The organism is Streptomyces sp. NPDC002690 (genome assembly GCF_053592415.1).
Window position 1 is genome coordinate 1 of record NZ_JBSFVR010000090.1, and the last position, 24,113, is coordinate 24,113.

Genomic DNA, 24,113 nt, shown 5'->3' on the forward strand with positions numbered 1-24,113 from the left:
AGCAGGACGAGGCCACGGCGAAGGCCGCGGCGGAGAAGAAGGCGGCCGAGGAAGCGCCGTGCGCACCGCGCAGGTCGTCCGTGCCGCGCAGGTCGTCCGTGCGGTGCAGGTCGTCCGTGCGGTGCCCGGCGTGCGCACCGCGCAGGTCGTCCGCAAAGAGGCCGCTGTTCACTCCACCGAGTGCGACCAGCGCGTCGGCGTGTCCGAGCCCGCTCTCCGCCGCGATCGATTCCAGCGTCTGGGCGTCGCGCACCGGCGCGAAACGCACCCCGCCGCCCGCCGTCGTCCGGAAGCCGTACACCGCCGGCCTGGGCAGGCTGTTGTACGCCCACGGGGCCGAGAAGTAGTAAGCCCCCGTGTCGTAGAGCACCACGAAGTCGCCCTCGCGCAGTTCGGGGAGTTTCTGGCCGTACGCGACCACGTCCCCGGCGAAGCAGCAGGGGCCCGCGACGTCCTGTTCGAGCGCAGGCCCGTCCTTGGGCAGGCCGTCCGGCCCGAAGGCCCCCACCCGCAGTGGCCAGGCCCCGGGCATCAGGACCGTACGGGTCGCCGTCTGCGCGCCCGCGTGGGTCAGGGCGATGCGCCGCCCGCCCGCGTCCTTGGTGTACTCCACCAGCGCCCCGATGAACCCGTTCTTCGCGAGCAACGACCGGCCGAACTCCGTCACCAGCGCGTACCGCCCGTCGAACAGGCCCGGTACGGCTGTGCGCAGCGCGGTCACGTAGTCGCCGTGGGTGGGCCGTACCTCGTCGTCCGAGAAGTTCACCGGCAGCCCGCCGCCGATGTCCAGGCTGGTGACCCGGCGCTCGCCGAGTTGTGCGTTGATCTCCTCGGCCAGCCGGTACGTCTGTGCGACGCCGGCCGCGAGCAGGTCCAGCGGACAGCCCTGGGAGCCCACGTGCGCGTGCAACCGGGTCAGCCAGGGGCGTTCGGCGAAGGCGCGCACCACAGCCGCGCGGGCCCCGGGGTCCCGCAGCGCGACGCCGAACTTCGATGTGGCGGTGGCCGTGCTCATGGCGTCGATCGCACCACCTCCGACCTGCGGGTTCACCCGTAGCCCGATGACTGAGGGCGAGGTGGACCAGCGCAGTGCGTCGATGCGGCGCAGCTCGTCGAGGCTGTCGGCGTTGACCGCGATCCCGAGCGCCAGCGCGAGCCGGATCTCCTCGCGGGTCTTGGCGGGGGAGTCCAGCACGATCGTCGAGGGCGCGAAGCCGGCGTCCACGGCCAGCCGCAGTTCCCCGGGGCTCGCCACCTCGCACCCCATGCCGTACGAGGCCAGCAGGCGCAGCACCGGGACGAGCGGGGACGCTTTCGCCGCGAAGGTGTGCAGGACCCGCGGGGCACCGGCGAACGCCTCCCGCAGGCCCTCGACCGAGTCCCGCACGCCCTGGGTGTCGATGAATCCGACGACGGGCTGAGACTCTCCGAGCAGGCCGTCGGCGATCGCGTGCCGCACGGCGTGGGCGAACTTCGGGGTGGACGGAACACCGGCGCCGGCGGCGGAAGTCGTCTGAGTCATACGGCGAGGATGGCCGATCGGGCGGCCCGCGTCACCGCCGACGTGGCGGACCGGAGACGAGCCTCATGCCGCCCGGCAGGTACACCTCCCCACGGCGGCGACGCCCGTCCCCGCGAGTCCGCGTCCGCGACGCCCGTCCCCGCGAGGCGCCGTCCCGAGCGTCCGCGTCCGGCAGCGCACCCGTCCAGGGGTGGTTCCTGTCGCCCGCTACCGCCCGCTACCCCCCAGGATCGGGCGCGGGCTCACCGGCGCGGGTCCCAGCGTGGTCGAGCCGGGGGCCGCCCGGTGGCCGAGGCCGGTCCGGTACGCGTCCAGGGCCGCCTCGGTACGCCCCGTCCGGCGCAGCAGGTCGCCGAGCAGTCGGCAGACGTCCGCCAGGTCCCCGGCCGCCCCGGCGCGTTCCAGCAGGGCCAGCGCCTTGACGTAATGCTCTTCCGCGGTGTCGGTCTCCCCGTCCTCCTCGTGGATCAGCCCGAGGAGCCGGTGCGCCCCCGCCGCGTGCACCGCGCCCCGGTCCGGCTGGAGTTCGCCCAGCAGCCTGTGCAGCAGGTCCTCCGCCTGGCGCGACTTGCCCCGGCGGCGCAGTACGTCGGCGAGCTCCACCTCGACTTGGGCCGTGTAGAGGGCGGCGCGCTTCGAGGCCAGCATGTCCCGGGCGGCCAGCAATTCGCTCTCGGCACCGGCGAGGTCGCCCTCCTGGGCCCGCACGTAGCCGCGCATCCAGTGGCAGTGCGCCATCTCCGTCCGGATCTGGAGCTGCTGGTAGATCTCCGCCGCCCGGGCCAGCGAGGCGTCGGCCTCGGCGGTGCGGCCTGTGGAGATGAGGGACCGGGCCACGCTGCGGTGCATGCCCGCCACCAGTTCCGGATCGTCGACCCGGGGTGCGAGCGCGAGCGCCAGCTCGCCGGCCTGCGCCGCCCGCGCGTGGGCGCCCATGTCCATGTAGGGCGCGATCGACGCCGTGTACAGGAGGAGCAGCGCGCCCGGGTCGGGCAGACCGGACGCGTTGAGCTCGTCGATGGCGCTCTCCAACAGATAGCAGGCGTAGCGGAGTTCGCCCGCCAGCAGGTGTGCGACGGCGCGGCCCCGGACAGCCCGCGCCCGCTGGGACAGCGGGGCGTCCGCGAGCAGGCGCTCGGCCGCCTCGAAGTGCTGCCCGGCGGTGCGGAGATCACCGGTCTCCAGGGCGCATTCGCCGAGCCCCAGCGTTGCCGACGCGATCTCCTGGTCGAGCCCGAGCCGGTCGGCCTCGGCCAGCAGTTCGGCGAAGTCGGCCACCGCGTCCTCCGCCGCGCTGGTCGCCAGGGTGCGCTGGGCCTCGACCAGACGCAGCCGCAGTTCGGTCGCGAGGTGGGCCGGGCGCCCGGTGGCCACTTCCTCGTAACTCACGCCGAGCCGTTCGGCGAGGTGACGGACGGCCGCTTCGGACGGCCGGACGCGCCCTGCTTCCAGGGTGGATATGTAGGCGGGGGTGTACGAGGGTTCGGCGAGCTCGCGCTGGGTGAGACCGCGCTCCGTGCGCAGCCGGTGGACGCGCCGGCCGATCGTGGCGGGGTCGTCCACCGGTCCGCGTTCCGTCCGACGCCCGGTCGGGCTCTTCTCCGCCACGTGGCCCCTCATTTCGCCTCGTCAACATCCCGACCATGACCGGCACGGGAGATGAGTATCGACCAGATCGTCCCAGGGCGTGGGCGAGGGGTGGGTACTCGGGGCAATTGCCCGCTGAAGACCTGTTGTGTCACCGCACGGCGGCGGTCGGGCGGGACGGATCAGGCAATGAGCGGAACCACGGCCTCCGAGGTCAGCAGGCGGAAGGTGAATGCCTGCTGGAAGTACAGGTGCACGGCGGTGGCGTCGTGACTCTGATAGCCGATGGACAGGTCCTGGGCCAGCCGCAGTTCGAAGTCCCCGCCCCGGGTGGAGAGCAGTACCCCACCCCTGATCGCGGGTGCCCACAGGATCGGGTCGTCCAGCTGACGGCCGATGTGGGTGGCCACCGGGTAGCCGTGGTCGGAGGTCTCGGTCGCCTCGGTGAAGGCGTCGGCGCCGAGCAGCAGCCGGTACGGGCCGTCGACTCCGGCGAGCCGCAGCCGGGTCAGTGCCTGGCTGACCGCCGCGGGATAGTCGCGCGCATCGGCGGGCAGCGGGAGAGGATCGTGCGAGGAGCCGTCCCGCAGACCGGTGATCCCGGCTGCCGGGTACCCGTCGATGATCGCCATGTCCTCGGCGAACGCGCAGGTGCGCGCGGCGTCCTTGACGGGCTGCCAGTCACTGTCGTCGGACCCGCGCTCCACGTCGTCCACGGCCTGCCGGGTCACGGTGAACGGCACCCGCCACTCGATCACCGGCATCGACGTACGCGCCCGCGCCAGCACGTCCGGGGTGGGCGGGTCGATGGGCCGCAGATGGCCGTCGCCGACCGCCGCCAGGGTGGGGCCCTCCGGGTCCGTGACGTCGACGACCCTTCGGCCCGCGACGTGGCGGGTGAAGGTCCGCCGCGCCTCCTCCTCGATCTGCTGCCAGGCGGCTTCGGTGACGGGGGCGAGTTCTCGGTGCAGATTGTTCATCACTGGACGCTTTCTTGCAGGCTGCCGATGCGCAGCGAACCGTCGCCCGGGAGGGCGGGGAGACCGGAGTCGGCCGGGAGCGCGGGCGGGCAGAGAACGGGCGGCGCGGCGGTCCTGGGCAGCGGCCTGGCACCGCGCTCGGCGGGAGGCGGGGGCGGTGCGTCGAGGAAGTCGGCGTCGGGGGCGTAGAAGAGCGTGCCGGTGACCGCCGTGGAGAAGTCCAGGATGCGGTCGTGGGTGCCGGGCGGGTCGCCGAGGAACATGTTGCGGAGCATCCGCTCCGTGACGTCGGGATCGGCCGCGTACCCGATGAAGTACGTACCGAACTCGCCCCGGCCGAAGTTGCCGAACGGCATGTTGGCGCGGAGGATGTCCCGCTCGGTGCCGTCCGGGTCGGTGACGGTGTTGAGGGCGACGTGCGAGTCGGCCGGCTGGACGCCCTCGGGGAGCTCGACGTCGTCCGCCTTGGTGCGGCCGATGACCCGCTCCTGCTCCTCGGTGCTCAGCGCCTTCCACGCGGCCATGTCGTGGAGGTACTTCTGCACGACGACGTAAGAGCCGCCCGCGAACGCGGGGTCCTCGTCGCCCACCAGCGCGGCCGCCCGGGCGGCGTCGCCCACCGGGTTCTCCGTACCGTCCACGAATCCCAGCAGGTCACGGTGGTCGAGATAGCGGAACCCGTGCGTCTCGTCCACGATCCGCACCGCCCCGCCGAGACGGTCGAGCAGTTGCGCGGCCCACTCGTGGCAGACGTCCGCCCGCTCGGCCCTGATGTGCAGCAGCAGGTCGCCGGGGGTGGCCGGGGCGGTGTGGCGCGGTCCGCGCAGTTCCCGGAACGGATGCAGCAGCGCCGGCCGCCCGCCGCCGAAGAGCCGGTCCCAGGCGTCGGAGCCGAAGCCCAGCACGCAGGAGAGCCCGGCGTCCGGGAAGCGGAAACCGAGGGACCGCGCGAGGGACGCGACCTCCGGCAGCACGGACCGTACGGTCTCCTCGCCACCCGGCTCGACCGTGGCGACGAGGATCAGCGCCGCCTCGGTGAGCGGAGCCACCACGGGCTGCACGTTGACGGGGTCCGGAACGGCGTCGGGCATCGGGCGCACTCCATTCGGTAGCCGCGGGGACAGGACTCCTGCCACTCACCACTCACCCACGGGCGGGTTCGGGACGCACCCGGGGACGGCCCGTCCGGGCGGGACCACGAAGACCCCGGCTTCTGCTCGGCCCGGACCCGCACGACGTCGACGAACGGCTTCCCGGTGGCCGCGTCCGCATGGGCCAGTACCTCCGCCCTGATCCCGATCAGGTACGAGTCCAGTCTCGATCAGGTACGAGTCCAGCCGGCCGGTGTTCCAGCTCCGGAACACCTCCGCGATCCGGGCGGCGGAGTAGCCCACGACCCACGCGCTCCAACGCGCCGTGCCCCGGATGAAGCAGGTGATCGACTGGCTGCCGGAGGTCGGTACCGGTCTCGGCCGCCCGGATCCGGTCAGTCATCCACAGGATCTCCGCTCCGGCAACGTAGGCCCGAGCGGGTTGGCCAAAGTCGGTTCGCTCGTACGGGTGTTGTCGAAGGAGGGGGCGAGGTCGACGTCGTAGCGGGCGGCGCGCAGCATCTCGGCCGCGTGGCTGGCCAAGGCTCATGCGGCGGCGTAGGCGCCGGTGGCCCCTTCGGACTTGGCGGTCGGGAACCCACACCGCAGAGCGGCGTGGGTGGGGTGGGCGGTTCCGGGGGACTGCCCGGGGGCTTTCTCAGCTTTCGGCTTCGGTCCTGTCGCCGCCCCAGAGGGTGTGGAAGGTGCCGTCTCGGTCGACCCGCCGGTAGGTGTGTGCGCCGAAGTAGTCGCGCTGGCCCTGGGTGAGGGCGGCGGGCAGGCGTTCGGCGCGCAGGGAGTCGTAGTAGGCGAGGGTCGCGGCGAAGGCGGGGGTGGGGACGCCCTGGGTGACGGCGGTGGCGATCACGTGGCGCCAGTCGTCCTGGGCGTGGGCGATCTCCTCGGCGAAGCTCTTGTCGGAGAGGAGGCTCGGCATCCGGGGCTGTGCCTCGTAGGCGCTGGTGATCCGATCGAGAAACGCCGCCCGGATGATGCATCCGCCGCGCCAGATCGAGGCGACCTTGCCGAGGTCGATGTCCCAGTCGTACTGCTCGCTGCCGGCCGAGATCTCGTGGAAGCCCTGTGTGTAGGCGACGATCTTCGAGGCGTACAGGGCCTGCTCGACCTGGTCGGCGAAGGCGGCTGCCTCGTCCTCACCCAGCTTGCGGGCGGTCGGACCCGCGAGGTTACGTGAGGCGTCCCGGAGACCGGCGTGGCCGGATACGGAGCGTGCGAAGACGGCCTCGGCGATACCCGAGACGGGAACGCCCAGGTCGAGGGCGATCTGCACGGTCCAGCGGCCGGTGCCCTTCTGCTCCGCCTGGTCGAGCACGACATCCACGAAGGGCTTGCCGGTCGCCGCATCGACGTGTGAGAGCACCTCAGCGGTGATCTCGATGAGATAGGAGTCCAGGCGCCCGGTGTTCCAGGTGCGGAAGGTGTCCGCGATCCGCGCGGGAGAGTATCCGGCCACCGCGCGGAGCAGGTGGTACGCCTCGGCGATGAGCTGCATGTCCGCGTACTCGATGCCGTTATGCACCATTTTGACATAGTGGCCCGCGCCGTCCGGGCCGAGGTGGGTGACGCACGGGGCCCCGTCGTCGGCTTTCGCGGAGATCTTCTCGAGCATCGGGCCGAGGCTGTCGTAGGACTCGGGTGAGCCGCCCGGCATGATGCTGGGCCCGTTGAGGGCGCCCTCTTCGCCGCCGGATACGCCGGTGCCCACGAAGTGGATGCCGTGCTCGCGCAGCTCCTTCTCGCGGCGGCGGGTGTCGGCGAAGTGCGCGTTGCCGCCGTCGACGATCATGTCGCCGGGCTCGAGGAGCGGGGTGAACTCCGCGATCACGGCGTCGGTCGGGTCACCCGCCTTCACCATGATGACCAGCCTGCGTGGGCGTTCGAGTGCGGAGACGAATTCCTCGGCGGACTCGGTGGCGACGAAATTTCCCTCGCTCCCGAACTCCTCGACCAGCGCGTAGGTCTTGGCGTTTGTCCGGTTGTGCAGCGCGACCGAATACCCGTTGCGCGCGAAGTTGCGGGCGAGGTTGCGGCCCATCACCGCGAGCCCCGTCACGCCGATCTGAGCGGTTCCGGTCGGGGTGGTGCCGGTCATGGAGTGCTCCTGGCTCTCTCGGGAGTGAGTGGTCGTCTCGGACGTCGGAGTCGCGCTGTGGAGTCGCGTTCGGTGCCGCACGGTGGTGCCGCGCCGTGGTGCCGCGCCGTGGTGCCGCACGGTGGTGCCGCGCCGTCTGTCGAGGGGGCGGGCCGGCGGTCGTGCGGACCTCGGACACGGTCCCCGGCGGGCGTCGGCCGGTCACCCGCGGTTCAGCGGGTGCCGGCCGTCGGGCCGTCTTCGGGCGCGGCGCCGGAGTCGACGTCCACGGCATCGGGGCCGGAATCGGGCGGCGTGGCGGGCTCCCATTCGGGGAGCCAGGGCTCCCCGTCGGGTACGACGTGCATGGCCGCCTCCTCGGCGGCGGCAGCGGCCCCGTCGACACCGACGTCACTCGCGGTGAGCGTGGCCGGGACGGTCCCGTCCGCCTGCTGCGTGAGCCTTCCGGCACGGTCCGTACCCACCTCGTCGTCCCACGGCTCACCCTCTCCGCCGGACAGGTCCCCGGTCCCGTCGCTGTCGCTCACGGCCACTTCCGGACGCTCGCGGGAGAGTCTGCTGTCGAGGGACTCCCCTTCGTGCTGCTCGGACGCGGTGGTCCCCACGTCGTCCACGGCCCATGGCCGCTCGGGCGGCGAGTACCCCTCGTCCAGCGCGTCACCGAGGTCGGAGTCCACGAGGGTGTCCTCGATGTCCAGCTGTTCGTCGGGGTCGGATGCCTCTTCCGGCTGGGGCTGGTAGACGTCGTCCCCCCGGTCGGTGTCGCTCATTGCGTGTCCTCTCGCCGATGGCGGAGCCGTACCGTCCCCTGCCGCAATTGCACTCCGGTCGCGCGCCCGCCGCAAAGGGAAGATCTCCGCGGGCGCCGTCGCGACGGCGCCCCGGAAGCGCGTATGCCCTGATCGCGGCGGCCGAAGCGTCGTCCCGCACCCGCCCCCAGGGAAGTGCCGCGGAGGCTGAGGTGCGCCGGTCCCCGCCCCTTTTCGTACGCCCTCCGGCCCGCGGGGGCCGTCACCGTCGGGGCGGGGAGGAAGTCCGGTGGCCGTCCCGGTCGGCCGGCCGTGCCACTTTGCGGAGGTGCTCGCTACGGCGGTGCCTCCTGCGCCGTACGGTGCGTGTCCGGCCGTCGGAGCCGTACGGTGCGTGTCCGGCCGTCGGAGTTGCGCCTCTCCCGTGCGCGTGCATCCCTCTGCGCTCACTCCCACGGGTGAGTGGGGTCAGAGGCGGGCTGGTTGGCGATCGCCCGGCAGGTCACGGGGTGCCGGTAGGTTCAGTGCTTGTCCGTGCTCTCCCGGCACACGCAAGGCGAGCGATGGGCGACGGGGGCTTTGGTGAAAGCACGCAACAAGAGCCGCGGCAACCCCGAGCCGTAGGAGCCCTGGAACGAGATCGTGCCGGGACCGTGGAGGGGGGCCACTCCTGGGTGTTCGGCCCGGGTGACATCCGGCAAGCCATCGTGGGCAGTGAGTCCGAGCTGGTGATCAGCCCGTTCGCTTCACCAGGGCACGGTCCCGCTCCCGGGGTCGGCCACCAAGTGGCCGAGAGCCCCGATGAACCCCTGACTGCCACGGACTCCCTTCGCGCACATTCACATCGCAGCCGTGTCAATGGCCCCGGTTCCGGTGTTGGCGCCCGTCCCGCTTACGTCGGCAGGATGGGGGCCCGGCCCGGTGGTGGCCGGGCTACGACAGGGGGAAGCGGCGGTGGCGGTGTTCGTGACGACTTCAGGGGCGGTACGAGGGCGGCCGGCCGAACGGGCCCCGCTCGTCACGGCCGTGCTCGGAATCCCGTACGCGGCACCGCCGTTCGGGCCCCACCGGTTCCGGGAGCCCCGGCCGGTCCGGGCCTGGGACGGCGTCCGCCCGTGTCTCGGGTTCGGCCCGGTGGCCCCGCAGTCGGCCGAACTCCCCGGCGCGCCGGGCTGGAAGCCCGGGGACGAGGACATCCTGACGGTCAACGTATGGTCGCCGGGAGGGCCCGGCGACTCGCTCCCCGTCCTGGTGTGGATCCACGGAGGCGCCTTCGCCTTCGGCTCCTCGGCCCAGCCCGACTTCGACGGCGCGGCCCTCGCGGGGCTCGGCATGGTGGTCGTGAGCTGCAACTACCGCCTGGGCTTCGAAGGGTTCGGCCACGTGCCCGGCACCACCCCGACGCCGAAGGACGGGGGAGGGGGCGCGGACGTGGACGACTGCCCCGACAACCGCGGACTGCTTGACCAGATCGCCGCCCTGGAGTGGGTGCGCGACAACAGCGCCGCCTTCGGAGGTGACGCGGACCGGGTCACCGTGGCCGGCCAGTCGGCGGGTGCCACCTCGGTCGCCTGCCTCATGGCCATGGACCGGGCGCGCGGGCTGTTCCGGCGGGCCGTGCTGCACTCCGCCGTCAACTCCTGTGCCACGGCCGAATCGGCCGCCCGCACCACGGAGGAAGTCGCGGCGGCTGCCGGTGTCGCCGCCACCCGCGAGGCGCTGCTCGCCGCACCCCCGCAGCTGCTCGTGGCCGCGTCCGACGCGGTGGTGGAGGAGTGTCGCCAAAACCCCGCGGCCGGCCGCCGTCACCACGACCCGGCGATCTTCGGACCGGTCGTCGACGGCATCCTGCTGCACGCCGATCCGCTGACCGCCGCGTACGCGGGCCGCCTCGCGGCGGAGGGCGTCGAGATCCTCGTCTGCCGCACCACCGAGGAGTACGCCCTCTTCGAAGCGGTCGGCAGCAGCGCCGACATCGGCACGGAAGCCCTGCTCGGTACCTTCGCGCGCGACTTCGGGCTCCCTGCCGCACTGGTCCGGGGGTACCGGGACCGGGCGGCGGGTGCCTCCGTCCGTGAGACGTATTCGGCGATCCAGGGAGATCTGTTCTTCGCCGAGTACAGCGACCGGCTCGCCGAGGCCCACGCGCGGGCGGGCGGTACGGCCTTCCTGGCGCACTTCGACCGCAGGTCCGGCGGTTCTCCGGCCCGCCCCGTGCGGGCGTGGCACTGCGCCGATGTCCCGTTCGTCTTCGGTGCGCTCGACGACGAGAGCGTCCACTTCCTCATCGGCGGGCCGCCGGGCGACGCCGACCACGAACTCGCGGAGCGCATGATGCGGTCGTGGGCGGCCTTCGCCGCGTGCGGGGACCCCGGGTGGGCACGGCTCGGGGCGTCCGCCGAGGGCGGCGTGCACCGAGGCGCGCCCCAGGGCGTGCATCACTGGCGTACCCGTGAGGAGGCCGAGGGTGGCCGGGGGCCCGCTCCCGAACGGGAGGCGTCCGGGACGGCGTTGCGTGCGCTCTGGCACGAGGCGGGGCTGCCGCTGCTGACCCCCTGACCGGCTCGTCGGTGGGACTCCCGAGCACGTCGCCCGGTGCGTTGTCGGTGCAGGGTGGGAGACTCGCGGGATGAGTCGATCAGACCCGAAAGACGATCTTCAGCTGTCCCTCCAGGCCGCACGCGACACCCTTCTGCGGAAACTGGACGGGCTCTCGGAATACGACGCGCGCCGCCCTCTGACGCGGACCGGCACCAATCTGCTGGGCCTGGTCAAGCACCTCTCGGGGATCGAGTGGGGGTATTTCGGCGAGACCTTCGGCAGGCCCAGCGAGGAGCCTTTCCCGTGGATCGACGACGACGCCGAGGACAACGCCGACATGTGGGCGTCCGAGGACGAGAGCCGCGAGGAGGTCGTCGCCCGCTACCGCCGTGCGTGGCAGCACTCGGACGTCACCATCGCCGCGCTGCCGCTCGACGCGCTCGGTGCCGTGCCGTGGTGGTCCGAGGAGAAGCGTGAGGTGACGCTCCACAAGATCCTCGTCCACGTGACCGCCGAGACGCACCGGCACGCCGGCCATGCGGACATCGTCCGTGAACTCGTGGACGGCGAGGTCGGCTACAGGTCCCAGGGGGGCAACCTCCCCGAGGCCGACTCCACTTGGTGGACGGCATACGTGGACCGGCTGGAGCGGGCCGCGCGGGCGTTCCGCTCCGACGAGGGCTGAGCCGGCAGCGGTCACGCGCACGTGTCCTGCCTCCCGTGTATTCGCGGGAGGCAGGGGGTGCGAGTACGCCGCCGTCGTTCAGCAACTTCGTACGTACGTGGGCCAACTGACGGGTCGTCCTATCCTGAATTTGGCATGGACCTGACCATTCTGTTGCGTTAGGGTCGTCGCGTGCACGCTCTGAGAGCGCTCTCAGCCTGATACTCCGGGACCGCTCTCGGGCACCTCCTGTTCCACCCCCACACATCGGAACACCAGAAGGGGCACTCCCTTGAGACACCTGACAACCCTGCGCGCCGGCCTTTCCGCGCTCCTCGTCGTCGGCGCATGGGCGGCCATCGGCCCGTCCCCGGCATCGGCGGCCGACACCGCTCCCCCCACGAATGCCGCCGCCTCGCAGCCCGCTTCGGCGGGACTGCTCGCGGCCATGACCAAGGACCTCGGCCTGACACCCGCGCAGGCCAAGGCCAGGATCGCCGCGGAGAAGACCGCCACCGCCCAGGAGCCGGCCGCGCGCAGCGCCGCCGGAGCCTCGTACGGAGGGTCCTGGTTCGATGCCGGGACCGGCAAGCTCACCGTAGGGGTCACCGACGCGAAGGCCGCCGCCGCCGTGCGGGCGGCCGGGGCGGACGTGAGGCTCGTCGCCCACACCCAACGCGCCCTCGACCGGGCCAAGTCGAGCATCGACGCGCTCGACGCACCCGACGGCGTGACGAGCTGGCACGTCGACGCGCAGGCCGGGTCCGTCGTCGTGGACGTCGCGGCCGCTTCCGCCGAGGACGACGAGGTCCGTTCGTTCCTGGCGCGGGCGCGTGACGCAGGACCGGTGACGGTACGTCAAGTAGACGACGCACCACAGACCTTGTCGGCCGGAACGGTGGGCGGTGATCCGTACTACACGGGCAACGTCCGCTGCTCCATAGGCTTCTCGGTGTACGGCGGGTTCGTCACCGCCGGGCACTGCTCCCAGGCCGGCGCGGCGGTCCGCGGCTGGGACGGATCGGCCATCGGTAACTTCCAGGGCTCGACCTTCCCCGGCGACGACTACGCCTGGGTGAACGTTGCCAACGGCTGGTGGACGGTTCCGGTCGTCCTGGGCTGGGGAACCGTCTCCGACCAACTGGTACGCGGCTCCGCCGAAGCGCCGATCGGCGCCTCCATCTGCCGCTCCGGCTCGACCACCCACTGGCACTGCGGCACCGTCCTCGCCAAGAACGAGACGGTCAACTACAGCCAGGGCGCGGTCTACCAGATGACGAAGACCAACGTCTGCGCCGAAGGGGGCGACTCCGGCGGCTCGTTCATCAGCGGCGACCAGGCCCAGGGCGTCACCTCCGGCGGCTGGGGCAACTGCTCGACGGGCGGCGAGACCTGGTACCAGCCCATCAACGAGATCCTCAACCGCTACGGTCTGACGCTCCACACGGCCTGACGGTGTCCGGGCCGGCCGGACGCTCCACCCGGCCGGCCGGCCCGGTGACAGCCATGATCGTCCACTTTCGGCGGTCGCGATGCCGGGAGTCACGAGCTCCGGTGAGGTGACGCGGCGGTACCGCCGGGAGTGTGGGGTACCGCCGCAGGTGGGGCTCGCGCGGCGGTACCCCGTCTCTCATCGTGGAGGCCACGCCGAGCTCCACCCACGCCCGGCTCCGTGGGTCGGCGAGGCACCGAGCCTGCCCACGCGCGGGAAGGCGACGGACTACGTCATCAACTCGATGTGAGGATGCTCCGGCGCCGCCGGACAGGTGTAGAGCTGCTGCCTGTAACCGCTGCCGATCTGAACCGCGGTGGGCCCGTGGGCGCCGAAGCGAGCCCACCCGGGCAACGGTTTGTCAGTGCGGTCCTCGTACGGGGACCAGCTGCGCCCTTCGTCGTCCCCCTCTTCGAACGTGGCGATGGTCAGCAGGATCTCCATCCCGGTGTCGCATTCCGGGCATGGCACGGGCGTGGGGTCGGTGGAGTCCCAGGCGGGCCAGCCGCCGACTTTCCAGCCAGGTGCGCTGGACAGTACGCAGTCGTAGTACGTCTGCGGATCCATGCCCTCCTCGTCCGCCTGCGGCACGTTCCACCGCCTGAGCCGCTCCCGCAGTTCCGGACTCAGTTCCAGGTGGTCGGGGTATTCGGTGATCTGTTCCGGTCGGAGCAGACACGGCTCGGGCAGGTAGCCGTCGAACTGCGTCGCGGGCGGTTCGGGGGGTGAGCCCAGGACGTCGGTGACGGTGGCTGCCGACCGCCAGAACAACGCGGTCCTGGGCATGATCGGATGGTCGAAGGGGCACCACAGAATCTGCAGCAGGTCCATCCCTTCGGGGGTGCGCAGATCGGGCACGTCCCGCGCGTGGAGTTGCGCCACGGGCAGCATCGCCACGGATCCCTCGTACGACTGGACGGACGGCCGCACCGGATGCGTGCGAGGGGGCCGGATGCGTGCGAGGGTCTCGCGTTCCCGCGCGGTCAGATCCCTTCCGTGCGAGGCGGCACGGATCCGTCGTTCCAGCCGCACGTCCGCCGGGGACGGAGCCGCGTTCATTCCGTCCACCGTGTGGGGTCCTTCGCAGTGGGGCCACGGCTCGTCGGCGGGCCACAGCAGTGGTCCGCCGATCGAGCTGTCGAACCAGGTGGGCGCCCCGGGCCGGGGGTGCAGCCGGGTCGCCGTGCGTGCCAGCGAGGCCAGTTGAGGAAACACCGCGACGACATCGAGCGGTCGCGGCGGGGTGACGGGAGTGGCTTTCATGGCCAGGATTCTGTCAATCCCCTCCGACAACGACTCCCGCAGCCGCCCCGGTAACTGCCCCCGCACCGCTGCCTGGTCCCGCACTTCCCGGAGACTCCCGCACGCAATTGATGCCCGGTTCCGCACGGGCCGCACAAGGCCCCGGACGCGACGGAAAGCCGTCGCGACCGGGGCCCGCTCCCGGAGGAGTGGCGTCAGGCGGAGTCCGCCACTCGCCCGGAGGACAGTTCGCGGATCAGCTCCGCGTAACGCCGTCCGCTGGTCTTCACTGTACGGCGCTGGGTGTCGTAGTCGACGTGAACCAGCCCGAACCGCTTGTCGTATCCGTAGGCCCACTCGAAGTTGTCGAGCAGCGACCACGCGAAGTACCCGGCGAGCGGAGCCCCCTTGGCGACCGCCCGGCCGCAGGCGGCCAGGTGCTCCTCCAAGTACCGCGTGCGCTCGGGGTCGTGGACCGAGCCGTCGGCCGCGACCGTGTCCTGGTAGGACGAGCCGTTCTCGGTGACGTAGATCTTCTGCGCGCCGTACTCCTCGGTCAGGCGCAGCAGGAGCTGCTCCAGGCCCTCGGCGTGGACCTCCCAGTCCATGTACGTGACCGGCGCGCCGGGTACCGGGACCTGGCGGGCGTGCGGGATGGGGCCCGACTCGTCGGCGGTGACGACCTGGCGGAAGTAGTAGTTCAGGCCGATCCAGTCGAGCGGCGCGGCGATGGTCTCCAAGTCGCCCGGCTGTACGGGGAGTTCGACTCCGTACTCGTCGAGCATGTCCTGCGGGTAGCCGCGGCCGTGGATCGGGTCGAGCCACCAGCGGTTGGTGTGCCCGTCCGCGCGGACGGCCGCCGCGATGTCGGCGGGGCTGTCGCTCGCCGGCTCGATCGGGCTGAGGTTGTTGACGATGCCGACCCGGGCGCCCGGTGAGGCGGCCCGGATCGCCTGCACGGCGAGGCCGTGACCGAGGTGGAGGTGGTACGAGGCGCGGACGGCGGCCGTGATGTCGGTCAGACCCGGCGCCATCGTGCCTTCCAGGTGGCCGATCCACGCCGAGCAGAGCGGTTCGTTGAGGGTCGCCCAGTCCTTGACGCGGTCGCCGAGACGCTCGACGACGGCGGTGGTGTACGCCGCGAAGTGCTCGGCGGTCTCGCGGACCGTCCAGCCACCCCGGTCCTGCAACGCCTGCGGGAGGTCCCAGTGGTAGAGCGTGGCGAAGGGGGTGATCCCGTTGCCCAGCAGTCCGTCCACCAGCCGGTCGTAGAAGTCCAGGCCCTTCTTGTTGACCGGGCCGTCACCGCCGGGGACGATGCGCGGCCAGGCCAGCGAGAAGCGGTACGCGCCCGCGCCGACCTCCTTGATCAGGCCGATGTCCTCGGGCACCCGGTGGTAGTGGTCGCAGGCCACGTCGCCGGTGTCGCCCCCCGCCACCTTCCCGGGAGTGTGGGAGAAGGTGTCCCAGATGGAGGGGGAACGGCCGTCCTCCGCGACGGCTCCCTCGATCTGGTACGCGGCGGTGGCCACGCCCCAGGTGAAGTCGGCCGGGAGGGCGTTGAGGTCGTTCACGGACTGCCTTTCTGAGATGGTCACTTGACAGCGCCCGCCGTGAGGCCGGCGACGAGGTAACGCTGGAGCAGGAGGAACCCGGCGACGACCGGGACGCTGACGACGAGCGAGGCCGCCATCACCTGGTTCCAGTAGACGTCGTTCTGGGTGGCGTAGCCCTGGAGCCCCACGGCGAGGGTCCTGGTCGTGTCGTTCGTCATCACCGAGGCGAAGAGCACCTCGCCCCACGCCGTCATGAACGCGTACACGGCGACGGCGACGATACCCGGCACGGCCGCCGGCACGACGACCCGGAACAGGGCGCCGAGCGGGCCGCAGCCGTCCACCTTGGCGGCCTCGTCCAGATCCTTCGGGATGGAGTCGAAGTATCCGATCAGCATCCAGATGGAGAAGGGGAGCGAGAACGTCAGGTAGGTGAGGATCAGGCCGCCGCGCGAGCCGTACAGGGCGATCCCGGTGCTGTTGCCGATGTTCACGTAGATGAGGAACAGCGGCAGCAGGAAGAGGATGCCGGGGAACATCTGCGTGGAGAGCACCGTGACGGTGAAGACCCGCTTGCCCCGGAAGGCGTAGCGGCTCACCGCGTACGCCGAGAACACGGCGATGATCACCGAGGCGACCGTGGCCGCGCCCGCCACGATCAGCGAGTTCACGAAGTACTTGGCGAGCGGGACGGTCTTCCAGATGTCGAAGTACGGCCGGACCGTGAGGCCCGACGGTATCCACTGGAACTTGCCCGACACGTCCTGGAGCGGCTTGAGCGAGCTGCTGACCATGACGTACACGGGCAGCAGGACGAAGCCGGCGAGCAGGGTCAGGATGATCCGCCGGGTCCACACGAAGGACGCCGGGGCCGCCATCGGTGAACGGCGCTTGTGCGTGGTGGCGCTAGACACCCGAACCCTTCCTTCCGCGAGAGGTCAGCAGCAGGTAGACGGCCGTCACCAGCAGCAGGAAGAGCAGGAGCAGGACGGACATCGCCGAACCGGTGCCGAAGTTCCAGGTCACGAACGACGACTGGTAGATGTGCAGCGAGATGAGGTCCGCGTTCTCGGGCGCCGCACGCCCGAAGAGCACGAACGGCGTGTTGAAGTCGTTGAACGTCCACAGGAACAGGACCAGCACGAGGACCTGGTTGACCGGCCGCAGCGACGGCAGGGTGATCTTGCGGATCTGCTGCCAGATGCCGGCGCCGTCGATGGACGCGGCCTCGTACAGCTCGTTCGGGATGTTCTGGAGTCCGGCCATCAGGATGAGCAGGGCGAACGGCCAGCCCTTCCAGACCGAGACGATCAGCAGCGCGTAGAAGCTGTTGTCGCCGATCAGCCAGAAGGACGGCTGGTCGGTGATGCCGAGCTGGTCGTGCAGGACGTGGTTCACCAGGCCGTTGTCCCGCTGGAACATGAACGCCCAGGTGATGACGGCCGCGTAGACCGGCAGCGCGTACGGGACGAGGAAGATCGCCCGCAGTACGCCGCGGCCCCGGAAGTTCTCCTGGAGCATGATGGCGGCGGCCACGCCGAACAGCCAGGACAGGCCGACGGCGAAGAAGGTGAAGAGGCAGGTGACGAAGAAGGAGTGGAGCAGCGCCTTGCCGATGGGGGCGTCGAAGTCGACGGCGACCGAGTAGTTGTCCAGGCCGGTCCAGGGCGCGTTGCCCCAGTTGCTGATGAAGAACTGGGTGAGCTGGCGGAAGCTCATCACGATCCCGACGACCATCGGGATCAGGTGGACGAGCAGTTCGAGCAGGATCGCCGGGAGGAGCAGGAGATAGGGCAGTCCGCCGTTGCGGATCCGGTCGGGGATGCGCGGCAGTCTCCTGCGCGCACCCCCGGTGCCCCGGCCCCCACCGCTGTCCGACTTACCGACCCGCGGGTCGGCGGTCACGGTGGAAGTCATGATCGGTGCCTCACTGCCCCATGGTCTGCTGGGCCTTTTCGAGGGCCGCCTTGACGGTCTCGGTGGTCACCGGCTTGCCCGCGGCCGCGTCGGCCCACAGGTCCTTGACGGCGGTGCCCACGGCGGTCTCGAACTGGGACTCGTTCGGCACCTGGGGGAGCGGCGCCGCGCTCTTGCTCAGGGTATCGCGCAGGACCGAGAGGTCCGCGGCGCCGAACGCGGCGTCTGCCTGGGCGGCCTTGACCGGCGGGATCGACCCGTAGGTCTTGTTGAGGAGCTTCTGCTCGTCGTCGCTGGTCATGAACTTCACGAACTGCTTGGCGCCGTCGAGGTTCTTGGAGTTCTTGAACACCGCCATGTTGATGCCGGCGACCATGGAGTTGGTCTGCGCGTCCTGGCCCGGGGTCCCGGAGGGGACGGGCACGGGGGCGACTCCCCAGTCCTCCGGCGTCATGCCCTGGGCGGCGAACGTGGAGGCGGCGGCCTGCCACAGCACCATGCCCGTACGGCCCTTGGCGAAGTCGGTGAGCGACTGGTTCTGGGCGTACTCCGCGTTGCCCGGAGCGATGATCTTGTCCTTGGCCATGAAGTCGATGTACTGCTTCACGGCGGCGACGGCACCGTCCGAGGTGAAGGTCGCCTTGCCGGAGGAGTCGAAGAAGTCGGCGCCGTGCTGCTTGCCGAGGACGAACACCTGGTGGATGTTGTTGGAGAGGTTGCCGCCCTCGGCGCCCAGACCCCACTTGCCGTCCTTGGACAGCTTCTTGCCGTCCGCGACCAGCTCGTCCCAGGTGGCGGGCGGCTGCGCGATGCCGGCGTCCGCGAACATCTTCTTGTTGTAGTAGAGCGCGTACGACAGCGAGTACAGCGGCACGGCGGCGGGGTCCTGACCCTCCGCACCGGCCGAGGCGACCGCCGAGTCGACGAACCGGTCCCGGCCGCCGATCGCGTCGAAGTTCTTCGCGTCCCACGGCAGCAGCGCGCCGGAGGCCTGGAGCGAGGCGGACCAGGTGTTGCCGATGTTCAGCACGTCCGGGCCCTGGCCCGAGGTGGTGGCGGCGAGGATGCGGTTGAGGAGGTCCGCCCAGGGCACGACCTCCAGCTTCACCTTGATGCCGGTCTGCTCCTCGAACTTCTTCAGTTCGGGGGTGAGGATCTTCTTGTCCGCCTCGATGCTCGGGCCCTGGTTGGAAGCCCAGTAGGTGAGCGTCTTCGGCGAGGAGTTGCTGCCGCCGCCCGAGTCGGACCCGCCGCCGCAGCCGGTGACTCCGGCGGCGATGGAGATCGCGAGGGTGACGGCTGCGGCGGCTCTGATGTTGCGCATACGGGATGGCCCCTTTCCGGGGATGGCTGCGTTCGGGAACCGAACGGCCTCCATGACTTAATTTATGCCGTGATCTAAGAGCTGAAGGAAGGTCGCGTCAAGGGGTTGGACCGGGGTATGTTGCCGGAAGGAAGGGAGCAACATGGCCGAGCGCAACAGACGGACCGTGCGTGACCTGCGACGGGGCAACCGGGCAAGGGTATTGCAACGGTTGTATTTCGACGGCCCGCTGAGCCGCCAGGAGCTCGCACCGGCGACCGGGCTGAGTTCAGGTTCCATCAGCAACGTCGTCGCCGAACTCGTAGCCGAGGGCATCCTCGAAGAGGCGGGGATCGTCGACTCGGACGGCGGCCGGCCGCGCACCCTCCTGCGGGTGGCGCCGGGCGGCGGCCTGCTCATCGGCATCGACATCGGTGAAACCCGGGTGCGCGTCGAGCTGTTCGACCTCGCTCTCACCGAACTCGCCCGCACCGAACGCCCGTTGGCACAGCACGGGTACGACGTCGAACGCATCGTGGGCCATGTGCGGACCGCCGTCGACGACGTCCTCGCCGACGCGGGCGCCGACGCGCACCGGCTGCTCGGCATCGGCATCGGCGTCCCCGGCATCATCGAGCGCCATCACCCCTCGGGGAGCGACGGCCCCGACGGTGCCGGGGCCGTCGTGCACGGACAGACGATCGGCTGGCGCGCGGTCCCCTTCGAGCGGCTGCTGCGCGCCGCCGTCGACATCCCCGACGAGGTTCCGTTCTTCATCGACAACGGCGCCAAGACGCTCGGGCAGGCCGAGATGTGGTTCGGCGGCGGCCGTGGCGCGGACGCCGCCGCCATCGCCCTCATCGGCTCCGGCGTCGGTGCCTGTGTGAACCGGGGCGGTGTCCTGGACGAGAACCGCACCAGCGTCGCCCTCGAATGGGGCCACACCACCGTCCAGTTGAGGGGGCGCCGGTGCCGTTGCGGCTCCATCGGCTGCCTGGAGGCGTACGCCGGCGGCGAGGCGATGCGCGAACGCTGGTACGAGGCCGGCGGCCCGCTCCCCGTGGACACCGACGACGAAGCGGCGCTCGCCGCCCTCCTCTCCGCCGCCTACCCGCCCCCCGGCGGCCCGGACCCCGACCCCGTCGCGGTGGCCCTGCTCGACGAGACCGCCGAATGCCTCGGTGCCGCGCTCGCGGACCTCGTCAACCTCTTCCTGCCCCAGCGCATCCTGCTCGGTGGGTGGGCCGGACTCCTGATCGGCCCCCATCTGCTCCCCGCGATCCGCCGGTACGCCGACGCGTATTCGCTCCGCCACGCGGCGGCCCGCGTCACCATCGAGATGGGCCGCCTCGGCCCGGACGCGGTCACCGTCGGCGCGGCCACCCTGCCGCTCTCCGACTTCCTCGCCCGCGGCGGCAGCCGCCCCGCCCCGTCACCCGCCCCCGACGCTCCGGCCGGGCCCGCCCGTAACCCGGCGGACGCGGTACGCGCCAGGGCGGTGGTCGCCGAAGGCGTCTGACGCGCGACGCGGTCGGGGAGCCGCGGTCGGGGCGAACCCGCGCGACTCGTCGCGACCTGCTGCCCCTGCCCGTGCCCCGCCCCCCACTGCGGCCACCGGATCGGGACGTGGGGCGGGAGGGCGGGAAGAAGCTGCCGTCGTGACCACGGGCACGGACCGTGGGCGGGGGCGACCGCCGGCCAGGGGCGGGTTAGGGTCTGCCGCATGACTGACTCACCCGTGGCCGCTCCCGCCCATGCCCTGCGCCCCGCGACCCGTGCCGACCTGCCCGCCGTACTCGCCCTGCTCGCCGACGAGGACAGCGTGGTGGACCCCGCGACGGTCGTGGTGACGCAGGCGTACGACCGGGCCTTTGAAGCGATCGACACGGACTCGCGCAACGAGATCCTGGTCCTGGTGGAGGACGGCGGCACGGTGGTGGGGTGCCTCCAGGCCACCTACGTCCCCGGCCTCGGCAAGGGCGGAGTCGAACGGGCGCTGATCGAGGCGGTACGCATTCGCGCCGACCGACGCGGGGGCGGACTCGGCCGCACCCTGATGGAGGAGACGGTCGCCCGGGCACGCGCGCGTGGCTGCGCGCTGGTCCAACTGACCAGCAGCAAACAGCGCGACAACGCGCACCGCTTCTACACCGCACTGGGATTCGCGCGCAGCCACGAGGGGTTCAAGCTCGCGCTGCTGTGAACCTTCCCGGAAGGCCGAGCATTTTCCGGAGTGATCGCCGGAGCCGACGCCGTCCGACGGTGAGCCCGGTTCCGGAGGCATTGGTGCGCGTGACATGACAGCGGCCTTCAGCCACAGCGCGCGACAAGTCCGTAGGCCGACGAAGACCGACCCGGCACCCCGCCCGGCCGTGACCGGCACCGACATCGGCGAGTGCCTCGGGCCCGCACGCGGACCGCGTCTGACCTGCGGTTTCTCACGGGCACCGCAACGGGGTCCCGTGTGGCCAGCCCTGAAGGCGCGTCAGGGCCACAGCGTTCCCGCGTTCCTCGGGGTGGAGGACTTGCGCCCGGGCGCGGGACTCGGCGGACGACCGTCGGTCAGCGATACGGGACGCCGCACGGATTGGACGAGCCCTTGAGATGCCGGAGCGTCCACGCCCGCAGGCGTCGCGGCCCTCAACTCCCTCACCACGGCGCGCACGATGGCGGACGAGGCGGATTCCGGGGTCGCGACGAAACCGATCGTGCGGGACGGCCGACCGGTTCCGAGGGCGGAGACCGCGACCGACTCCGGCGCTCCGGTCAGGGACAGCGCGGGCATGATCGCCATGCCGTGACCTCCGGCCACCAGAGCGAGGACCGCCCCGTCGTCCTCGGCCTCGATGGTCGCTTCCGGGATCCAGTCCTGCGCCGCCCACCAGTCGCGGGTCTGCGAGCCGCAGTTCTCGGCCCAGTCCACCAACGGAAGCGAACCCGGGGCGACATGGCCCGCCGGGCGAACCAGGGCGTACGGTTCCTCGAAGAGTCGGCTCGCGACCAGACCCGTCGGGAGCGGTGCCGAGCCGTCCAGGGTGGTGACGGCCATGTCGGCGCCCCCGTCCGCCACCTGGCCGGCCGCGCCGCGCCCCACCTCGCGGACGATACGCACCCGTGGATCGATCCCAGGATGCTGGGCGCGCAACCGCTCCAGGACGGGAGGCAGCAGATGGAGCGCCGCGCTGCGGAAGGCGGCGATCCGCAGCGGCCCCTCCAGCGCGCCGGACCCCGCCGCGCCGCGCGTCTCGGCGGTCATGACGTCCAACAGCCGAAGGATGCGGCGGGCGTATGCCACGGCCGTCTTCCCGGCGGGGGTGGGACGGGCTCCGGTGCGGCCACGTTCGAAGAGAACCGCGCCGATCTTGCGCTCGCTGCCGCGGACCGAGTGGGAGACCGCCGACTGGGTCAGACCCAATTTCCCGGCCGCGGCCGAGAAGCCTCCGGTCTCCGCGACGGCCACCATGACGCGCAGTTCGTGCGGGGCCAGATCAAGTGGGGGCGTGCGGGCCACTGGCGGCTCACCTCGTTCTATGAGAACGGCTCATGGAAAGGTGTCACGTATGAGCCCAACAGGCTGCCGGCCGGGCGCCCCCGCATCCTACGGTCCGGTCATGAACGAGATCGCGCTCACCGTGCACCAGACCGCCCGTCCTGACGGCTTCCCCGCCACCGGGGACTTCTCCTTCGTCGAGTCCCCGCTCCCCGAACCGCCGCTCGGTGGCGCGCTGGTGGAGAACCTCTACTGGTCCGTCGACCCGTACCACCGCGAGATGATGGACGACGTACCCGGCGGCTTCACGCTCGGCGCACCGCTGGAGGGACGCGCCATCGGACGGGTCGTCGCCTCCCGGACTCCCCGGCTGACCGAGGGGGAGATCGTGTTTCACCGGTTGGGCTGGCGTACGCACTCCGTGGTCACGCCCGAAGAGATCCGGCGGCTGCCCCGTTTCGAAGGGGTGCCCCTGTCCACGTACCTGAGCGTCCTCGGAGGCACCGGCCTGACCGCCTACGTGGGTCTGACCCGTATCGCCCGGCTCCAGGAGGGCGACGACCTGTTCGTGTCGGCCGCAGGGGGAGGCGTCGGTACGGCGACCGGTCGGTTCGCCCGACTGATGGGCGCCGGGCGGCTGGTGGGGAGCGCAGGGTCTGCGGCGAAGGCCGCCCACCTCGTGCGGGAAGTCGGCTACGACGCCGTCTTCGACTACCACGAGGGGCCGGCCGCCGAGTTGCTGGAGAAGGCAGCGCCGAGCGGTATCGACGTGTTCGTCGACAACGTCGGCGGCGACCAGTTGGCGGCGGCGGTGGGTGCGTTGCGCGAGCGCGGCCGTATCGTCCGTATCGGCACCCTCAGCCAGTACAACACCTCCCGGACGCCCCCGCCGGACTTCGACTACGCGGACATCGTGGAGAAGAGCATCCGCATGGAAGGCTTCCTGGTCAGGAACTACCTCGACCTGCAAGAGGAGTTGTACGAGTTCGCGGTTCCGCATCTGCAGAGCGGCCGGCTCGTGCCGGACGAGACGGTGGTCGACGGGTTCGAACATGTCGTGGACGCGTTCCTGGGCATGTTGCGCGGCCACAACACCGGCAAGATCATCGTCCGGGGCCACCAGGCCGAGCCGCAGGCGCACCGACCCCAGGAATGACGCCATCGGATGTGGGGAACCACCGCGTCGTCGCCGGAACCGCGGCCCGAGCCTCCGGACGGACCCCGGCGATCCGGCTCGCGGACCCCGGCGCTGACGTATTCACCTCACGAGGGGGCACTCCATGGCACGGGTCGCGGTGATCGGGGCAGGCATCAGCGGACTGGGGGCGGCCCTCATGCTCGGCCGCCGGGGTCACTCGGTCACGCTGTTCGAGCGGGACGCCCGGCAGGCCGGAGACGACCTGGACCAGGACTTCTTCCAGTGGAAGCGGCCCCGGGTCCCGCAGGCGGACCAGCCCCACGCGCTCCTCGCGCCCGTGCGGACGGTGCTGCGCGCCGAGACCCCCGACGTCTACGCGGACCTGCTGGCGCGCGGGGCCGCCGAGTACCACGAGTTCGACTGGTTCGACGAGCATCCCCCGTACCGTCCCGGTGACGAGGAGCTGGTCACCCTGCGTACCCGCCGCATCGTGCTGGAGGCGGCCCTGGTCGCGGCCGTGCGGCGGGAGCCCACCGTCCAGTCGCGGCCGGGCTGCCGGGTGGACGGCCTCAACGTCGAGACGGGCCGCCCCGGCCGGGTCACCGGAGTGCGGGTGGGGGAGGAGGTGCACCGGGCCGACCTCGTCGTCGACGCCTCCGGCCGCCGCTCGCCGGTGCCCGGCTGGCTGGCCGCGGCCGGCTGCCGCCCGCCCATGGCCGAAAGCCACC

At 71.4% G+C, this 24,113-nt stretch carries 19 protein-coding genes and 2 pseudogenes; 7 read left to right on the top strand and 14 right to left on the bottom strand.

The genetic code is table 11. The features are described 5' to 3' along the window. Positions 1-175: 175 nt before the first annotated feature. The 8 genes and pseudogenes from ACWD3D_RS14325 to ACWD3D_RS14360 form a co-directional block, all read right to left on the bottom strand. A pseudogene (locus tag ACWD3D_RS14325) lies at positions 176-1,522 on the bottom strand (diaminopimelate decarboxylase); the annotation flags it as partial. A gap of 207 nt (positions 1,523-1,729) precedes the next feature. Further along, the gene (locus tag ACWD3D_RS14330) at positions 1,730-3,085 is read right to left on the bottom strand and encodes a helix-turn-helix domain-containing protein (protein WP_451461199.1); all 1,356 of its coding nucleotides are present in this window, start codon (positions 3,083-3,085) and stop codon (positions 1,730-1,732) included. A gap of 206 nt (positions 3,086-3,291) precedes the next feature. Next, the gene (locus ACWD3D_RS14335; RefSeq protein ID WP_451461182.1) at positions 3,292-4,089 is read right to left on the bottom strand and encodes a family 1 encapsulin nanocompartment shell protein; all 798 of its coding nucleotides are present in this window, start codon (positions 4,087-4,089) and stop codon (positions 3,292-3,294) included. Then, positions 4,089-5,180 carry a Dyp-type peroxidase gene (locus ACWD3D_RS14340; RefSeq protein WP_451461183.1) on the bottom strand — a complete coding sequence of 364 codons (1,092 nt, stop codon included), beginning with the start codon at positions 5,178-5,180 and terminating at the stop codon, positions 4,089-4,091. Before ACWD3D_RS14340 ends, ACWD3D_RS14335 begins: the two co-directional genes overlap by 1 nt. A 101-nt stretch (positions 5,181-5,281) precedes the next feature. Continuing rightward, positions 5,282-5,486: pseudogene (locus tag ACWD3D_RS14345) on the bottom strand (hypothetical protein); the annotation flags it as partial. A 93-nt stretch (positions 5,487-5,579) separates the two neighbouring features. Then, on the bottom strand, positions 5,580-5,723 hold the full coding sequence (locus ACWD3D_RS14350; protein ID WP_451461184.1) for a hypothetical protein: 144 nt from the start codon (positions 5,721-5,723) through the stop codon (positions 5,580-5,582). Between the two features lie 115 nt (positions 5,724-5,838). After that, on the bottom strand, positions 5,839-7,293 hold the full coding sequence (gene gndA / locus ACWD3D_RS14355; protein ID WP_451461185.1) for an NADP-dependent phosphogluconate dehydrogenase: 1,455 nt from the start codon (positions 7,291-7,293) through the stop codon (positions 5,839-5,841). 212 nt (positions 7,294-7,505) lie between these two features. Next, positions 7,506-8,063, bottom strand: a complete 558-nt coding sequence (locus tag ACWD3D_RS14360) for a DUF5709 domain-containing protein (protein WP_451461186.1) — start codon at positions 8,061-8,063, stop codon at positions 7,506-7,508. Positions 8,064-8,996: 933 nt separating this feature from the next. On the opposite strand from ACWD3D_RS14360, the gene ACWD3D_RS14365 reads away from it, so the two are divergent. The 3 genes from ACWD3D_RS14365 (at position 8,997) to ACWD3D_RS14375 (ending at position 12,700) form a co-directional block, all read left to right on the top strand. Continuing rightward, positions 8,997-10,601, top strand: coding sequence for a carboxylesterase/lipase family protein (locus ACWD3D_RS14365; RefSeq protein WP_451461187.1), 1,605 nt, complete (start codon positions 8,997-8,999; stop codon positions 10,599-10,601). Positions 10,602-10,671: 70 nt separating this feature from the next. After that, the gene (locus ACWD3D_RS14370; RefSeq protein WP_451461188.1) at positions 10,672-11,268 is read left to right on the top strand and encodes a DinB family protein; all 597 of its coding nucleotides are present in this window, start codon (positions 10,672-10,674) and stop codon (positions 11,266-11,268) included. A gap of 271 nt (positions 11,269-11,539) precedes the next feature. Continuing rightward, positions 11,540-12,700 carry an alpha-lytic protease prodomain-containing protein gene (locus ACWD3D_RS14375; protein ID WP_451461189.1) on the top strand — a complete coding sequence of 387 codons (1,161 nt, stop codon included), beginning with the start codon at positions 11,540-11,542 and terminating at the stop codon, positions 12,698-12,700. A gap of 267 nt (positions 12,701-12,967) precedes the next feature. On the opposite strand, the gene ACWD3D_RS14380 is transcribed toward ACWD3D_RS14375, so the two are convergent. The 5 genes from ACWD3D_RS14380 to ACWD3D_RS14400 all read right to left on the bottom strand — a co-directional run bounded on the left by ACWD3D_RS14380 (position 12,968) and on the right by ACWD3D_RS14400 (position 18,778). After that, positions 12,968-14,002 carry a hypothetical protein gene (locus ACWD3D_RS14380; RefSeq protein WP_451461190.1) on the bottom strand — a complete coding sequence of 345 codons (1,035 nt, stop codon included), beginning with the start codon at positions 14,000-14,002 and terminating at the stop codon, positions 12,968-12,970. A 194-nt stretch (positions 14,003-14,196) separates the two neighbouring features. Beyond that, on the bottom strand, positions 14,197-15,555 hold the full coding sequence (locus ACWD3D_RS14385; protein WP_451461191.1) for a GH1 family beta-glucosidase: 1,359 nt from the start codon (positions 15,553-15,555) through the stop codon (positions 14,197-14,199). Between the two features lie 20 nt (positions 15,556-15,575). Continuing rightward, complete coding sequence (locus ACWD3D_RS14390; RefSeq protein ID WP_451461200.1) at positions 15,576-16,415, bottom strand: carbohydrate ABC transporter permease; 840 nt, start codon at positions 16,413-16,415, stop codon at positions 15,576-15,578. Positions 16,416-16,443: 28 nt separating this feature from the next. Further along, complete coding sequence (locus tag ACWD3D_RS14395; protein WP_451461192.1) at positions 16,444-17,454, bottom strand: carbohydrate ABC transporter permease; 1,011 nt, start codon at positions 17,452-17,454, stop codon at positions 16,444-16,446. A gap of 10 nt (positions 17,455-17,464) precedes the next feature. Continuing rightward, complete coding sequence (locus ACWD3D_RS14400; RefSeq protein ID WP_451461193.1) at positions 17,465-18,778, bottom strand: ABC transporter substrate-binding protein; 1,314 nt, start codon at positions 18,776-18,778, stop codon at positions 17,465-17,467. A gap of 142 nt (positions 18,779-18,920) precedes the next feature. Between ACWD3D_RS14400 and ACWD3D_RS14405 the strand changes: the two genes are divergently transcribed. Beyond that, positions 18,921-20,276 carry an ROK family transcriptional regulator gene (locus ACWD3D_RS14405; protein WP_451461194.1) on the top strand — a complete coding sequence of 452 codons (1,356 nt, stop codon included), beginning with the start codon at positions 18,921-18,923 and terminating at the stop codon, positions 20,274-20,276. 204 nt (positions 20,277-20,480) lie between these two features. Continuing rightward, positions 20,481-20,960 (top strand): N-acetyltransferase family protein, encoded by a 480-nt coding sequence (locus ACWD3D_RS14410; protein WP_451461195.1) that lies wholly within the window; start codon positions 20,481-20,483, stop codon positions 20,958-20,960. Positions 20,961-21,242: 282 nt separating this feature from the next. Here ACWD3D_RS14410 and ACWD3D_RS14415 read toward each other — a convergent pair whose 3' ends face one another. Then, a complete protein-coding gene (locus ACWD3D_RS14415) occupies positions 21,243-22,268 on the bottom strand; it encodes a LysR family transcriptional regulator (RefSeq protein WP_451461196.1) in 1,026 nt (341 codons plus the stop codon). A gap of 100 nt (positions 22,269-22,368) precedes the next feature. Between ACWD3D_RS14415 and ACWD3D_RS14420 the strand changes: the two genes are divergently transcribed. After that, complete coding sequence (locus ACWD3D_RS14420) at positions 22,369-23,403, top strand: zinc-binding dehydrogenase (protein ID WP_451461197.1); 1,035 nt, start codon at positions 22,369-22,371, stop codon at positions 23,401-23,403. A 124-nt stretch (positions 23,404-23,527) separates the two neighbouring features. Then, the coding region (locus tag ACWD3D_RS14425; RefSeq protein ID WP_451461198.1) for an FAD-dependent oxidoreductase at positions 23,528-24,113 on the top strand (586 nt) is incomplete at its 3' end.

Bases quoted from the DNA above. Each gene is read 5' to 3' on its own strand.
- ACWD3D_RS14360 (WP_451461186.1), bottom strand. From the start codon at position 8,063: ATGAGCGACACCGACCGGGGGGACGACGTCTACCAGCCCCAGCCGGAA.
- ACWD3D_RS14410 (WP_451461195.1), top strand. From the start codon at position 20,481: ATGACTGACTCACCCGTGGCCGCTCCCGCCCATGCCCTGCGCCCCGCG.
- ACWD3D_RS14420 (WP_451461197.1), top strand. From the start codon at position 22,369: ATGAACGAGATCGCGCTCACCGTGCACCAGACCGCCCGTCCTGACGGC.
- ACWD3D_RS14400 (WP_451461193.1), bottom strand. From the start codon at position 18,778: ATGCGCAACATCAGAGCCGCCGCAGCCGTCACCCTCGCGATCTCCATC.
- ACWD3D_RS14390 (WP_451461200.1), bottom strand. From the start codon at position 16,415: ATGGCGGCCCCGGCGTCCTTCGTGTGGACCCGGCGGATCATCCTGACC.
- ACWD3D_RS14335 (WP_451461182.1), bottom strand. From the start codon at position 4,089: ATGAACAATCTGCACCGAGAACTCGCCCCCGTCACCGAAGCCGCCTGG.
- gndA (WP_451461185.1), bottom strand. From the start codon at position 7,293: ATGACCGGCACCACCCCGACCGGAACCGCTCAGATCGGCGTGACGGGG.
- ACWD3D_RS14340 (WP_451461183.1), bottom strand. From the start codon at position 5,180: ATGCCCGACGCCGTTCCGGACCCCGTCAACGTGCAGCCCGTGGTGGCT.
- ACWD3D_RS14380 (WP_451461190.1), bottom strand. From the start codon at position 14,002: ATGAAAGCCACTCCCGTCACCCCGCCGCGACCGCTCGATGTCGTCGCG.
- ACWD3D_RS14395 (WP_451461192.1), bottom strand. From the start codon at position 17,454: ATGACTTCCACCGTGACCGCCGACCCGCGGGTCGGTAAGTCGGACAGC.
- ACWD3D_RS14370 (WP_451461188.1), top strand. From the start codon at position 10,672: ATGAGTCGATCAGACCCGAAAGACGATCTTCAGCTGTCCCTCCAGGCC.
- ACWD3D_RS14405 (WP_451461194.1), top strand. From the start codon at position 18,921: ATGGCCGAGCGCAACAGACGGACCGTGCGTGACCTGCGACGGGGCAAC.